Raw genomic sequence first — 14,947 nt, 5'->3', positions numbered from 1 at the left:
AGTATGTAAAGCCCATCTTTCTTGATCATGAAAGATGGGCTTTTTATTATTTGAAAAACATATATTGGAGGTATTTAAAATGAAAGTAATTGATCTATCACAAACGTTTGAAAATAATATGTCTCAATTTCCCGGAACACCAACAATCCAACTAGAAGCCATTACAAGCGTTGAAGAAACGGGATATCAAGTTACAGATTTCCATTCGGTCGTTCATGTCGGTACACATTGCGACGCTCCTGCGCATTTTATTTCTGGTGCAACAACGATTGATCAATTGCCCCTTGATCAGTTTGTAGGTGAAGCAGTTCTCATCGATGTCACTCATGTTCAAGAGAGAAAACTCCCTAAAGAAGTATTGCATAATGCCGACATAAAAAAAGACGATATTGTCATTTTCCATTCTAATCTATCTAATAAATGGAATACAGAAGCTTATGAGAAAGAAGCATTTTATCTTTCCGAAGAATTAGCTGAAGAACTAGTTGAATTAAAAGTAAAATCAGTCGGTTTAGATTTTATTTCTCCCGATGAGGTAACGACAGAAACATCACCCATTCATCACATACTGTTAGGCAATAATATTTTCTTAATTGAAAACTTAACAAATCTAGATGCTATTAAAGCGAAACGTTTCTTTTTCTCAGCAGCACCTTTAAAAATTAAAAATAGTGACGGTGCTTTCGCAAGGGCATTCGCTGTTATTTTTTAAAATATGGACTACAAAAAAGCAAAGATCATCACTGACCTTTGCTTCTATATTTTTTATTTACATTAAGGAAAAATTGTTCCAACCGGGGACGTACCCAAGCTAAATAATCTTTCTCTTTCTTCTTTGTACAAGCTATCTCTTCCCCATCTACCATTCCAACAAGTTCTAGCTCTAACAGTTGCCTCGTGAATGCTAGTATATTTACTTCTTCTGCTGGATACTCTTCTTTTAATTTCTCCTCAATTTCTCCCAATAAAAAACCGTCACGCATCATTGCCAATGCATCAATCCAAAGTGGCGGCATTTCATATTTTTCTCCTGTAATTGTATCTTTTACAATATAATTCTTTTGCTCTTTTCGAAATTGAATCGTGTGTAAACATACAGTCGAATTTAATGTTAATTCCATCATACCACCTCTTTCATCATATCTGCATAGAAAAAAGGATGCGTGTGCACCCCTTCTTATCTTTTCATAACACTACTGAACCGCTACATGAGCAATCAATCTCATGTCGATATTTTCCTCCATTATAAACGAAGTATTTTATAAAAAAAACCCTTCTTGAAACATTTTATAAAATGTTTATATTTACACAACAAGAACACTTTTCTGAAAAATCTTTTCTCCCAATACATTAAAAGGTCGGCAAAAAAATTTCTACTTTCGTTCCTACTCCTACACTACTTTGGATCGTGATACTCCCTTGATGTTCCTTAATAATTTTATATGTAATCATTAACCCAAGTCCTGTACCAGTCTCCTTTGTTGTGTAAAACGCCTTGCCGATTTTTTCTAACTTCTCATTCTCTATACCAAATCCTTGGTCTTCAACAGAAATACACAAATGTCCTTGCGTTTTTTGATATGCACGAATATGGATTTCTCCACCCTCTGGCATTGATTCTATTCCATTTTTAATGATATTTAATAACACTTGTTTTAATTGCTTGTCATCACCGTTTATAGCCGGTAAATTCCCATCTACTTGTAAATGACATTTAACTCTATATTGCGTTGCATAACTTTCCATTAGATGCACAACATATAGAAGGATGTCTCGTATATTACACCTTTCATAATTTGTTGGCTTTGGTTTTCCTAACAACATCAATTCACTAACAAATCCATTGACTCTTTCAATTTCTTGTAGCATAATGTCGTAGCTCATCGTATCAGTTGGATTTCTTTCTTTTTGCATTTGCGTAAACCCCTTCAAAGCCGTTAATGGATTTCGGATTTCATGCGCAATTGTTGTAGACATAGTCCCAATTACAGCTAAATTTTCCGTCTCTTTCATATTGTTCATCATTTCAACAACCGTTCTTACATAAGATTGAAATCGTTTCAACAAAGAATGTGAAATAATGAAATAGAATACACATAAGACAAGCGGAATCACAACTTTTAGATCTTGTAGTATCAATGTAAAAAGTACGTACTTTCCAATTACACTAAAGGAAACTAAATAAAAATATTTTCTGTTCACGAAAACCGGTGCAAATAAAATTAATAACATTTCTACCATACTACCATGTTCAAAAGCTCTATCCGTTCGCAAATAAATCATTAAATTATTTATAAGATTGATAAACATGTAGCCAAATAAAAATAAATATTTTATAGAATATACATAACCTCTTTTTTGAAGATACATTGAAATAGGGAATAATGCTATTACAAATATATATACGCCTATCCCAAGGCTTCCTTCTGGCCATCCTACCGTTGTTCCATTAATATTCATAGCAGGATATACAAAATAATATATAGCGTCATATGAAAAAAATATAATATAGAATAATAATATAAATACCTTTAAAGCTTTTCTTTCTTCATAAATCAAGCTCTTGTATTTGTTCATATAAAAACTCCCCTTGATCGATACGAAAAAAAATCCCCACCGTTATCTCCTTAAATTATAAGTATGAAATTGCTTTCAGGGCAATACGTAACCTTATAATACTAAAAAGGAAGGAGACTTCTCCTTCCTTTCTAGTCACAACTTATATCCATCTGACCCTATCATGTAGCAGTCCATCCGTAAAATCATTATGCCCTATTACAAAATCCTTCATATATAAATTTAAATATTCACCGTACTTACTTTCTGTATTTAATAATAATTCCTCGACATAATAAGCACCTTGTCCAAAGTGATCTAAAAGTAAACTACACAAACCTGCATAAATTCCGCACCCTACTTGGAAGTAAGTTGCATTCGTTTTATATTTATGAAAAACTTGGCTACTATTCATTACGTTATACATATACGTCTCGCCATTTTCATAAACGAGTAATACACCTACTAGATCCTCTCCTGCAACCTCTTCTTCCGCTGGATTGAATACTTTACGATTCCAGTTCCATAAATCTTCTACCTTATCTAAGTTCTGTCTAATTACATTTGTTGTATATTCATTAATTCGGTAAAGAAAACCAACTTCCATGTTGAAATTTTTCCCTAAAATTAAAACTTCCTCATGTGGCATTAAGCAACCATAAAACTCTCTTTTTCCTAACTTCACTTTATACTCTGAAGCATATACATCCTCATAAAAATAAAGAGGACGATGATGACTCATATACATCGGATAACTCCATATCGCTTCGTCTAGAAATCGCTCTACTGCCCATGACGTATAAAGTGTATACGGCTTTATAAGTGCCGTATCATTCAAAAACGACGTATCATGTTCTACAATATAGCATGCTTGTGGCTGTTCATTCGGCCGTTCTTTCATAAGTTCAACAACCATCCATTGAACAACACCTGGATTCATACCTGAACCTATAATCGCTTTTGTATTTGTAAATTTTTCTTTCTCTTTCTCAAACCTCGTATATCGTTCCGTAAGCTGAAATCCAAGTAAACTATCGTCCTGATCTACTGCCTCATTTTCCAAAGCTGAATTAATATAAAAGATTCCAAGTTCATTACAACAGCTCAGTACCCTGATCGTATCTGCACCCGAAACATCAATAACAACACTCGTACTTTTTTCTGTTAAATGCTGTTTAAATTTCACTACATCTTGAAGGTCTATTTCATATAATGACAAATGACCTTTCAAATTTGGAAACAACTCATCATAATAAGCCCTATCTTTTTGTTTTATATCAACCAAATGAAATGTAACATTCTTTATCACTTCATAAATTGGATCTTTTTCATTTGCTATCGCTTGATTTAAAATTGCTAAAACTGCCTTCGCTGCTCCACCAGCACTACCAAGTAATGTAATCGATAACGAATTTGGAAACGGCTCCACAAATAAAACCCCTTTAGTAAATTAGTTGAGCAGTTCTTCCTCAAAAAATAAATTGAATACATCAAAAGGTGGCTCGTACATATTTTTTATAATTTAGCACAAGATTGCCTCTTCAAAAATCATACTAACATAATTTATATTCAATTCATTTTTCCCCTCATATCCAAATCGAACTAAACAAACAGGCCCGACCTTTCCTTCTGCATATAAAAGAAAAAGCCAGCCCTTTCAACTAGCCTACGGACAATGGACAGATTTTACATGTTGAATATTCACATACATTTTTGCATCACGCGCTTTTAATATTTCAATATGTCCTTCATCGATCTTCGCCATTTTTCCAATTTTATTGGATTCCTCACCTAAATCGAACACCATAATCTTTCCATACATTTTAATAAGTTGCTCCTCAAACGTTCGAGCTAACGTAATATTTAATGGATTTACGGGGAGTTCATTTTTATTGAGGGAATAAGGCACTTGGTTTTCTTTATACGGAATTAACCATTTTAAGTGCTTTAAAGATATATATACAGTTTTATAGACTGGACTATAAAAAACAATATAATCGTTCATTACACTTGTAACATATCCATGTATTGGAGCATTACCTGCTACATAAATTTCTGTGAAAATCCCTTTAGATGTGCTTAATACTTTCCTCAAAGAAATTGAAGGAGATTCCCTTTTAATTACAGAATCTACATCAGGTTTTAATATTTCTTCATCATATGGTCTTAAAAACTTATAATATTGGATATGATATAAAGATATATATACGTAGTCTTGTCCATTGTAAAGAACAACAATATCATTTCCTACATCGATTAATACGCCTTTAAATCTCTTTTCACCAATTAATTTAACATATATATTTTCTCCAATACTTTTGTGTAACTCATTCATCTATATCCTCCTTCCTATGAAATTACAATTTCCCTTTCTTTTATTCTAAAAATAATCAGGGGCAATGTTCTGTTTTTTAATAGTAAGAAACCCTTTTTCATATATCCAAAAATAATTACAGAGAAATATGAAATCATTCTTCATTTTCAATCATAATGCCCCTTTTATTTATTAAACATTATTCTTCTTCATTCTTTTTGTTTTTAACTATTTGACTCACACTCTTAATATGGGAATTAATCACATAAATGACCTCATCACCATTAACTAGTGTAATATTTCCATCATGTATATCACTTAATAAACCTTCCACACACTCTGGTCCACCACGATTAATCTTTATCCATTTATACTTCAAGTCATTTAATGCATCTAAAAAAGTATCTTCTTCCGCATAAAAACATGAACCATATTCTCCTTGTGCCTCTTTCACTTTTCTGACTAGACTCTTCACATGTTTCAGTTGATAATACACTAATTCTCCATGAGGTAATTGTAGTGTAAGGTAATCTTTTCCTAACAATGACAGTACACCTACTCGACTTTCCGGTCCACGAAGATTTACTTTTACATTCTCACCAACTAAACCTTTGATTTGATCACAGCATAATACACTCTCCAATTTTGTACCCTCCTTTCTTATTATCTTCCTCTACTTGATTGTCTTTGTGCACGAGCGCGACCTGAATTATTGCTGTTTTCATTACTTTTCTCATCGCTACTCTCATCACTACTCTCTCCACTTACTGGTGCATTATAATTAACACTCTTAATATGAGATAGTGCAATTAATACAACTTCTTCTTTAATAATCAATGTTACATAACCGCCAGAAACATCTTGTAAAATACCTTCAATTTTCTCTGGTCCACCACGGTTAATTTTCACCCAGCGGTATTTGAAGCTTTGAAGTAGCGTTTCAAAGTCTTCTGCAATGTCTTCTTCCACCCATTCTAAATCACCTACTCCACCATCTTTCGTATTTTGGGTAATGCTTTTCAGATGGCGAAGCTGGTAGTAATGGCTCTCTCCTTTTTCATTCTCTAATCCGAAGTAGTCCGCACCTAATGATACTATTGTTCCTTTTTGAGATTCTGGTCCACCTCTGTTCACTCTTACATAAGATCCAATTAAGTCTTTCAAAAAATCCCAATGAAATAAACTCACGAGAAAACCCCTTCCATTAATTTATAAGCTTTTGCACTGATAGTATATGTATCTGTACAGGTTACGTTCTCTATGTTTGTCCTAGCTCGAAAAAAATATGCTTTTAACATGGTAGACTACTACCTATCAAAATTCTAAGAAATCCTGAGGGCTCCTTAGGATTTTGATGTCTTTAGATAAAAAAATCCCGTATGAAGATACATTTCTGCATATCTTCATACGGGATTTCCTAAAGTTTAGTCTTCGTCTTTAACGTCCATATCTTCTGGAATTGGTTCGTTTAATATTTCTTCCACTAATTGTTTATATTTCTCCATTTGTTCTAAATGCGTGTTGAATTGTTCTTTATTTAATAAATATTGCTCTCCATCGAATAGCGCACGAACTTTCTTTTGCTGAATTAGCTCTTCAATATACGATTTTGGTAAATTCAAATACTCCGCAGCTTCTTCTATTGTTATATACAATGCGTTCATTCCTTTATTGTTTTTTCATATATACTGTATCTTACTTTATTTTTGTAAACAAATAAAAAAGATTTTGTAAATGCAGTTTAAAAAGCAGGTAGAACCATTCCATATATTGTATAATAATATAGTAAGTATTTTTTTAAATATAGAATGGTATCACCCATTTACACAAAGGAGAGTTAACATATGGCTACTCGTCACATCATTACAATGTTAGAAAAAACATTACAAGTTGAAACAGAAAATACAACTTCTCATTTAACTACATCTTTATCTGATCGTATTCTTTCTCAAGGCGTAGCAATACACGAAAACAATTGTTATCATACAATTGGTGAATGGTACAAAAATCATTTCTTATTCCAACAAGATGATTTTCTATGGGCTAAATATGCTTTCTACGACGCATATTGTGAAGCGATAAAAAAACAAGGGCATCTTACAAAACGCGTTCGTCAAATATTAGAATCATTGGCTCGAAAACATGGAAAACAATACATTGCTTCTATACTAAATATGCCATTTCCTAATGAACGAGCAAAAGGAACAGCGTAAACAAAACATAGATTCATTGTTTTCTAGACTGATTTACAAATAAAATGTTCATGTCATATGAACTGATGAAACCGGTGTCATAATAATGATTGAAAATATAGTAAACAGGAAAACCCCCATTTACATCTCTCGTCTATTTGAATAGAGAAGTAAATGGGGGTATACTTGTACCTTTATCCGGCTATTTGTGGGTAGTAAAAGCCCGATTGGTGAAGGTTAATAATCAGTGCAGGATAGCCCCCACTGATTAAAGTTTCACTTTATTATTTCATCATTTGCTTTATCAATTCTCGATTTCGTTTTTTAAATACTTCATTATGCGAAGAAACCATTCCGTACTCACTTGCATCTGGCTGAATAAATTGTTTCGCTTTATTCACAGCATTTCCAGCATCTTGGAATGCTCCCGCAATTAAATGCAATTTCCCATCATGTTTCAAAATATCTCCCGCAGCATATAATCCATCTACAGAAGACTCACTATTTGCATTACCTGCAATATAAAAATTATCTATAATCGCAACGTCCAACTCACTATTTTCTAATAATGTAATGTCACGTTCATATCCATGATTAATAATAACTTCATCAATAGGTAAATGAGAAACTTCACCTGTCTCATGATTCGTTAATTCTACATATTCAATCGCTTCATGATTATCACCAGCAATTAATTTTGTAATCGATGTATTCAGAAAACACTTCGCTGAGCTGTTCATTAGCTGTTTTACTTGTGCTTCATGACCAGATAATTCTTCTTTTCTATATGTTACATACACTTTTTTCGCGATTGGTTCTAATTCGTTCGCCCAATCAACGGCAGAATTTCCTCCACCAGAAATAATGATCGTTTTATCTTTGAAACGCATTAAAGATTTAACTGTATAATTTAAATTCGATACTTCAAATCGCTCCGCACCTTCAATCGATAACTTTTGCGGTTTCAATATACCGCTTCCAGTTGCGACGATAATTGTTTTTGAAAAATGTTCTTCGCCAGTACTTGTTTTTAACGTAAAAGTTCCATCTTCATTACGAATAATTGATTCTACTTTTGTATTTAATACAACTTCCGGCTTAAATGTTAGCCCTTGCTGTACAAGTTGTTCAATTAATTTATCACCTGTAACTGGCAATAGCCCTCCTACATCCCAAATCATCTTCTCCGGATAAACATGTATTTTTCCACCTAACTGTGGTTGAAATTCTATTATTTTCGTTTTCATCTCTCTAAGTCCACTATAAAAAGCTGAATAAAGCCCTGCAGGTCCTCCGCCTATTACAGTTACATCAAACAATTCTTCTCGATTCATTCGTGCTCACTCCTCAGCTATCAATCATTGATTATCATTCTCAATAAAATATAACCTGTTTCCGCAAAATTTACAATCAAAATTACTATTGACAATACACCTATATAAAATTATATTATTTAAAGAATCAATAGTGATAATCATTATCATTTTGTTAATAATTAGCAAATTGAGATTACATCTTCTTTCATTAATATGGTTAATACTATATTGTGAAATCTCACATTCAAGATTTTTAATAAATTATTTTGCATTACCACTACTCTTTCAAAAAGATTGCAGTTAAACAAATTATTGTATACACATACATCTACGTTAAAGGAGAAAGACGATGAAAAAGTTATTTATTTCACTAACAGTTCTTTTCGTTCTTGTTATGAGTGCTTGTAGCAACGGCTCTACAGACAAAAAGAACGATGCAAAAGGTAGTAAATCAGAAACAATTACATACCAATCTGAAAATGGTAAAGTAGAAGTTCCTGCAAATCCAAAACGCGTTGTTGTTTTATCAGCATTCGCTGGTAACGTAATGTCATTAGGAGTAAATGTTGTTGGGGTAGATTCATGGTCGAAACAAAACCCACGTTTTGATAGTAAACTTAAAGATGCTGCTGAAGTATCAGATGAAAATGTTGAAAAAATCGCTGAACTAAACCCTGATTTAATCATTGGTTTATCAAATATTAAAAATGTCGATAAGTTAAAGAAAATTGCTCCTACTGTAACATACACTTACGGAAAAGTTGATTACTTAACACAACATTTAGAAATCGGTAAGTTATTAAACAAAGAAAAAGAAGCAAAAACTTGGATTGATGATTTCAAGAAACGTGCACAAGAAGCTGGTAAAGAAATTAAAGCAAAAATTGGTGAAGATGCAACAGTATCTGTTGTTGAAAACTTCAATAAACAGCTTTATGTATACGGCGAGAACTGGGGCCGCGGAACAGAAATTCTGTACCAAGAAATGAAATTAAAAATGCCTGAAAAAGTAAAAGAAAAAGCTTTAAAAGAAGGTTACTACGCATTATCTACTGAGGTATTACCTGAGTTTGCTGGTGATTACTTAATCGTAAGTAAAAACAAAGATACTGATAACTCCTTCCAAGAGACAGAATCATACAAAAACATTCCAGCAGTAAAAAATAATCGCGTATACGAAGCAAACATGATGGAATTCTATTTCAATGATCCACTTACATTAGATTTCCAACTAGACTTCTTCAAGAAAAGCTTTCTTGGTAAATAATACAAACATGAGGAATTCTTAATTTAAGAATTCCTCTTCCTTTATTCTATGAACAGAAAAGATGTGAAACGAATGACAAAAGATCATGACAATCCACGTTCTATAGCTTTTACATACAAACTAATTTTGAGCATAATTGCATTCTTTCTAATTTTTATGGTTGCAATGGTATTAGGGGCTGCAGATACTTCTATAAAAGACGTATGGTTAGCACTCACTTCCTCGGCTCAAGGAGACAAAATATCTATTATTCGTGAAATACGTTTACCACGTGAAGTTGCTGCTATTTTTGTAGGGGCTGGACTAGCCGTTTCTGGGGCAATTATGCAAGGTTTAACACGAAACCCCCTTGCAGACCCTGGCTTACTTGGGCTAACGGGTGGCGCAAATGCTGCACTTGCACTAACACTTGCTTTCAACCCTTCCATAAGCTATCTGTACTTAACATTAGCTTGCTTTATCGGGGCTTCGGTAGGGGCAATTATGGTATTTGGAATTGGTATGGTGAAAAAAGGCGGACTTTCTCCTCTTCGAATTGTATTAGCAGGTGCTGCAGTTTCAGCATTTCTACTCGCAATTTCAGAAGGAGTCGGCATTTACTTCAAAATTTCACAAGATGTATCACTTTGGACTGCTGGAGGGGTGATTGGAACTACTTGGAGTCAATTGAAAATTATTATTCCAGTCATTTCAATAAGTATCTTTATCGCTATCTTATTTGCAAGAAAATTGACAGTCCTTAGTTTCAGTGAAGAAGTTGCTGTTGGACTCGGTCAAAAAATCATTGTTATTAAAACAATTTTGTTTATCATTATTATCTTACTTGCTGGTGCTTCTGTGGCGCTTGTCGGAAATATGGCATTTATCGGTTTAATGATACCTCATATGGTGCGTCCTATTGTTGGTCCAGATTACCGATTTATTATTCCGATGTCAGCAATTGCTGGTGCTTCCTTTATGTTACTTGCAGACACAATCGGACGTACAATTAATGCTCCGTATGAAACACCCGTTGCTGCTATCGTCGCAATTGTAGGATTACCATTCTTCCTATTCATTGTTCGTAAAGGAGGAAAAACATTCTCATGATGCCATCTATTTTAAGAAAACAACGTCTTATTATACTCGCATTACTTATACTAACTATTACAACCATTGTAATTGGAATGGGACTCGGTTCAGCATCTTTATCTTATGATCGACTACTCCCAACGCTAATGGGACAAGGTTCATTTAAAGAAGAATTCGTTTTATATTCTTTAAGACTACCTAGAATTATCATTACAGTATTAGCTGGTATGGCACTCGCTTTATCAGGTGCTATCCTTCAAGGCATTACACGTAACGATTTAGCTGAACCTGGTATTCTCGGGATTAACTCTGGTGCTGGTGTTGCTGTTTCTATTTTCTTTTTATACTTTCCAATAGATGTAGGTTCATTTCTTTATTTACTACCAGTCGTTGGATTTATCGGGGCTTTTCTTACAGCTGTTTTAATTTACGTATTTTCATATAGTCAATCAACAGGGCTTCAGCCAATACGATTAACATTAACCGGTATCGGTTTTTCATTTGCACTATCTGGAGCAATGATTGTCCTTATTTCATCTGCTGATCGTATGAAAGTCGACTTTATCGCCAAATGGATTGCCGGAAACATTTGGGGAGATGATTGGATCTTCATTTTCGCAATGCTCCCATGGTTAATCGTATTAATTCCATTTGTTTTCTATAAAGCAAATCGATTAAACATTTTAGCATTAAACGAACCAGTCGCAATCGGCGTTGGAATTGAAATTGAAAAAGAACGCAGATACTTATTAATTGCAGCCGTTGCACTTGCAGCTGCAGCAGTTTCCGTAACAGGAGGAATTAGCTTTATCGGGCTGATGGCTCCTCATATCGCAAAATCTTTAGTAGGCCCAAGACATCAAATCTTCATGCCTATCGCCCTTTTAATCGGCGGATGGCTATTACTATTAGCAGACACAATCGGACGAAACATCGTTGAACCTAACGGTATTCCGGCAGGTATTGTCGTTGCTTTAATTGGTGCTCCTTACTTTATGTATTTATTGCTTAAGAAAGCATAAAAAACACCCTCAAGAGTGCAATCTTGAGGGTGTTTTCGTTTCATTCTACTGCTGCCCATATCCTTCAAACTTCTTCGCTAAATTCTCCATCTCATCTTCTGGCAATAACTTCGGTTCTCCGACGCTTTTCGTTTGATAATAAATTTGCGCACAAAACTCAATTTCTTCCGCAACAGTAAATGCCATTTTTATATTATTTGCACCTGCAATTAAACCGTGGTTCGCAAGTAATACTGCACGGCGATTAATCATGCCTTCAAAAGCAGCCTCTGCTAATTGCTTCGTACCAAATGTTTCATACGGTGCACAGCGTACATTCGGGCCTGCGAAAGTAATTAAATATGAAACAGCAGGAAGCTCCCACCCTAATGATGCAATCGTCTTCGCATAAGGTGAATGTGTATGCACGAGCGCATTTATATCTTCACGATTCCTATAATAAATAAGATGCATATCTAGTTCACTTGACGGTTTTCTCTCACCTTCTACTACTTCACCATCTAAGTTTAATATAACTACATCCACGGGCGTTGTTTCATAATAATCTAAACCACTTGGGCTAATTGCAACTAGGCCTTGTTCACGATTGAAAATACTAATATTTCCGCCGGTCCCCTTTGTTAAACCGCTAGAAATCATTTTCCTTCCGTACGCTACAATTTCTTCTCTTTCTTTTTGTAATAACATATACATCCCCCTAAGTATGAAGCTTATGATGACTGACTATATACCTATTTACTAAAATAGATTTTTTAAATTCTCCGTAAACGGTGCCTTTACAATCCCTTTTTCCGTAATAATTGCTGTTATATTTGCATGTGGCGTAACATCAAATGCTGGATTGTATACTTTACTTCCTTTCGGAGCTGAATATTGTCCGAAACGATTGATTACTTCAGAAGCATCTCTTTCTTCGATCGGAATTTCGTTTCCTGTCGGTGTGTTTAAATCAATTGTCGGTGTTGGTGCTGTTACATAAAACGGAATGTTATAGTATTTAGCTAAAATAGATACGCCTAATGTTCCAATTTTATTTGCTACATCACCATTTGCTGCTACTCGGTCACAGCCGACGATTACCGCATCAATCTTCCCTTGTGACATGACCATAGCTGCCATATTATCGGTAATGACTGTTACATCAATTCCCGCTCGCTGTAGTTCTAATGCTGTTAACGTTGAACCTTGTAATCTAGGTCGTGTTTCATCAGAGTAGATTTTAAGGTCCCATCCTTTTTCTTTCGCTAAATACATTGGAGCTGTCGCAGTACCATACTTAGTCGTTGCTAACGCACCTGCATTACAATGAGTTAATAATCCCATGCCATCATGGAATAATGTTAATGCATGTTCTCCAATTTGACGGTTAATTTCTTCATCTTCTCTATGAATCTCTTTTGCCTCTTCTAACAATCTATCTTTCAACCGTGCAATCGATAAGTGAACATTATCTATCGCTACACTTTCCATTCTTTCCAGCGCCCAAAATAAATTTACTGCCGTCGGTCTTGATGTTGCTAAATATGCACATACCTTTTTTACTTCTTCAATACATCCTTCTACCGTACTTTCAGCAAATTCCTTTACCCCTAAATACACACCATACGCTGCTGAAACCCCAATCGCTGGTGCACCTCGCACTTTCATGACTTGAATTGCATCCCACACACTTTCAGCTGTTTTGAAAGATTCATAGACAACTTCGTTCGGTAATAACGTTTGATCTAATAAAACTAAAGCATCATCTTTCCATTGAATTGGTATTAATTGCTCTTTCATCATTTTCTCTCCTTACTTCGCGCTATGAATGGACTGTTTTTTTAACGTTTCTACAAAACTCGTACCTGTTTTATATTGATTCGCTCGTAAAATAAACTTCTTCGCTACTTGAAGACAAATTCGCTCTGCTCTAGCACGTGCTTCATCATTCTCAATACAAGTAATATCCATTACTTTCGCTAATCCAACAATACGACGAATTAACTCAAGACCCGTCACTGCAGCTGTATCCTCTAACACAGATTGTAAATATACGCCATTAAAGCCTTCTTCCTTCGCCATAATTTCTGTCACATGAATATCCCAAGCAACTAAAAACTTCTTCTTAAATAAATCAATTACCTCTACCATCGTCGTTTTTAGCCAATCCATATACGTATCTTTCTCAGCTCCAGGTAGCATCGTTGCATCTGCATTCACCCAAGCAAATATTAAATTCGCCATTACATTCCCAATGTCATATCCCATAGGTCCATAAAAAGCAAACTCAGGATCAATAACTTTTGTAGAATCACTTTTTACGAAAACAGAACCAGTATGTAAATCACCGTGAAGCAACGCCTGCGCATTCGTCATAAAAGAAAACTTAAGTTTCGCTACTTCCATACGAAGCTCTTTATCACTATAAATATGCTCTCTAATCCATCCTTCATTTAATTGAAATAACTCATTACGTTTATTATGATTTGTAAATGGTTCAGAGTATACGAGGTCCTCTGTAATCTCACATAACTCTGGATTTATATAATTCTTCACAAGTTCCTTCTTCTCTTTATGATTCATTACAACATCTGATGTTAATAGAAGAGTATTTACCATAAAAGTAGTTAAATCTTCAGCAAGCCTCGGAAATATTTGATGATTTATAAGTGCTGTACGTAATATTGTGTGATCTGATAAGTCCTCCATCACGCAACAATTCATCACACTATCAAACAAATATACTTTTGGAACAAGCCCAGGTGCTAACTCCTCCTCTAACTGCAAAACATCTGATTCTATACGAATACGATTCGTCGACAACTTAAACTCATCTGAAATACGTGCTGTATTCCCGGCCTGCTTTACGATGACAGACATGGTCTCTTTTTCATCCCAAACGCGGAACACATAATTTAAATTACCATCACCTATTTCTTTACACTGTAACCCCTTTGCATGTTCAAACTTAGATAATTTCTCTTTCACATATGCAATCACATCTTTATCTTCCATTAAAAAATACTTTGTGAACTTAGACATGGTTTCCCCTCCCACACTAATTGTAAGCGTTTTCTAAAGGCTATAAAAAAATAATAGGTTGAATGTTTTTCATCCTATATTATATATTCTTCTTTTTGAAAGATATATCTAGATTTTATTATATCTTGTTAGCACTTTGAGTCAATGTTTCTAATTATCATTGCAATATACTTCCTAATTATATATTT

General features: G+C 34.4%; 16 protein-coding genes. 5 read left to right on the top strand and 11 right to left on the bottom strand.

Going from position 1 to position 14,947, the window contains the following annotated elements; genetic code table 11:
• Nucleotides 1-79: 79 nt before the first annotated feature.
• Nucleotides 80-712: a cyclase family protein gene (locus tag JDS81_RS19845; protein ID WP_000862990.1), complete on the top strand. Its 633-nt coding sequence runs from the start codon at nt 80-82 to the stop codon at nt 710-712.
• Between the two features lie 28 nt (nt 713-740).
• Here the strand turns inward: JDS81_RS19845 and JDS81_RS19840 are convergent, their stop codons facing one another.
• The 7 genes from JDS81_RS19840 to JDS81_RS19810 form a co-directional block, all read right to left on the bottom strand.
• Nucleotides 741-1,121: a hypothetical protein gene (locus JDS81_RS19840; RefSeq protein ID WP_000424106.1), complete on the bottom strand. Its 381-nt coding sequence runs from the start codon at nt 1,119-1,121 to the stop codon at nt 741-743.
• Nucleotides 1,122-1,350: 229 nt separating this feature from the next.
• On the bottom strand, nt 1,351-2,577 hold the full coding sequence (locus JDS81_RS19835) for an ATP-binding protein (protein WP_097953932.1): 1,227 nt from the start codon (nt 2,575-2,577) through the stop codon (nt 1,351-1,353).
• Between the two features lie 142 nt (nt 2,578-2,719).
• Nucleotides 2,720-3,985, bottom strand: coding sequence for a hypothetical protein (locus tag JDS81_RS19830; protein WP_000433167.1), 1,266 nt, complete (start codon nt 3,983-3,985; stop codon nt 2,720-2,722).
• Nucleotides 3,986-4,222: 237 nt separating this feature from the next.
• Complete coding sequence (locus JDS81_RS19825) at nt 4,223-4,891, bottom strand: LSm family protein (RefSeq protein ID WP_001003899.1); 669 nt, start codon at nt 4,889-4,891, stop codon at nt 4,223-4,225.
• 178 nt (nt 4,892-5,069) lie between these two features.
• Nucleotides 5,070-5,513: a hypothetical protein gene (locus JDS81_RS19820; protein ID WP_000446700.1), complete on the bottom strand. Its 444-nt coding sequence runs from the start codon at nt 5,511-5,513 to the stop codon at nt 5,070-5,072.
• Nucleotides 5,514-5,533: 20 nt separating this feature from the next.
• Nucleotides 5,534-6,058, bottom strand: a complete 525-nt coding sequence (locus tag JDS81_RS19815; protein ID WP_000051642.1) for an LSm family protein — start codon at nt 6,056-6,058, stop codon at nt 5,534-5,536.
• Between the two features lie 236 nt (nt 6,059-6,294).
• Entirely contained in the window at nt 6,295-6,534 is a 240-nt protein-coding gene (locus JDS81_RS19810; RefSeq protein WP_002037874.1) for a helix-turn-helix domain-containing protein, read from the bottom strand.
• Between the two features lie 180 nt (nt 6,535-6,714).
• On the opposite strand from JDS81_RS19810, the gene JDS81_RS19805 reads away from it, so the two are divergent.
• Nucleotides 6,715-7,083 (top strand): hypothetical protein, encoded by a 369-nt coding sequence (locus tag JDS81_RS19805; protein ID WP_000235486.1) that lies wholly within the window; start codon nt 6,715-6,717, stop codon nt 7,081-7,083.
• Nucleotides 7,084-7,346: 263 nt separating this feature from the next.
• On the opposite strand, the gene JDS81_RS19800 is transcribed toward JDS81_RS19805, so the two are convergent.
• A complete protein-coding gene (locus JDS81_RS19800; RefSeq protein ID WP_001078288.1) occupies nt 7,347-8,396 on the bottom strand; it encodes an NAD(P)/FAD-dependent oxidoreductase in 1,050 nt (349 codons plus the stop codon).
• Between the two features lie 331 nt (nt 8,397-8,727).
• On the opposite strand from JDS81_RS19800, the gene JDS81_RS19795 reads away from it, so the two are divergent.
• Genes JDS81_RS19795 through JDS81_RS19785 form a run of 3 tightly spaced genes read left to right on the top strand, consistent with a single transcriptional unit; the run spans nt 8,728 to nt 11,738 of the window.
• The gene (locus tag JDS81_RS19795) at nt 8,728-9,645 is read left to right on the top strand and encodes an iron-hydroxamate ABC transporter substrate-binding protein (protein WP_000732566.1); all 918 of its coding nucleotides are present in this window, start codon (nt 8,728-8,730) and stop codon (nt 9,643-9,645) included.
• Between the two features lie 48 nt (nt 9,646-9,693).
• A complete protein-coding gene (locus JDS81_RS19790; protein WP_142311437.1) occupies nt 9,694-10,734 on the top strand; it encodes a FecCD family ABC transporter permease in 1,041 nt (346 codons plus the stop codon).
• Entirely contained in the window at nt 10,731-11,738 is a 1,008-nt protein-coding gene (locus tag JDS81_RS19785; protein ID WP_000982878.1) for a FecCD family ABC transporter permease, read from the top strand. Before JDS81_RS19790 ends, JDS81_RS19785 begins: the two co-directional genes overlap by 4 nt.
• 45 nt (nt 11,739-11,783) lie before the next feature.
• On the opposite strand, the gene JDS81_RS19780 is transcribed toward JDS81_RS19785, so the two are convergent.
• Genes JDS81_RS19780 through mtnK form a run of 3 tightly spaced genes read right to left on the bottom strand, consistent with a single transcriptional unit; the run spans nt 11,784 to nt 14,759 of the window.
• Nucleotides 11,784-12,425, bottom strand: coding sequence for an L-fuculose-phosphate aldolase (locus JDS81_RS19780; protein WP_097953930.1), 642 nt, complete (start codon nt 12,423-12,425; stop codon nt 11,784-11,786).
• Nucleotides 12,426-12,476: 51 nt separating this feature from the next.
• Complete coding sequence (gene mtnA, locus JDS81_RS19775) at nt 12,477-13,520, bottom strand: S-methyl-5-thioribose-1-phosphate isomerase (protein WP_097953929.1); 1,044 nt, start codon at nt 13,518-13,520, stop codon at nt 12,477-12,479.
• Nucleotides 13,521-13,529: 9 nt separating this feature from the next.
• Complete coding sequence (mtnK, locus tag JDS81_RS19770) at nt 13,530-14,759, bottom strand: S-methyl-5-thioribose kinase (RefSeq protein ID WP_070174073.1); 1,230 nt, start codon at nt 14,757-14,759, stop codon at nt 13,530-13,532.
• Nucleotides 14,760-14,947: the final 188 nt, after the last annotated feature.

It is taken from the genome of Bacillus cereus group sp. N31 (assembly GCF_016483245.1).
Lineage (GTDB): Bacteria > Bacillota > Bacilli > Bacillales > Bacillaceae_G > Bacillus_A > Bacillus_A toyonensis.
Note: the sequence above shows the minus strand (reverse complement) of the source record. Positions and strands in the feature narration are given on the sequence as shown.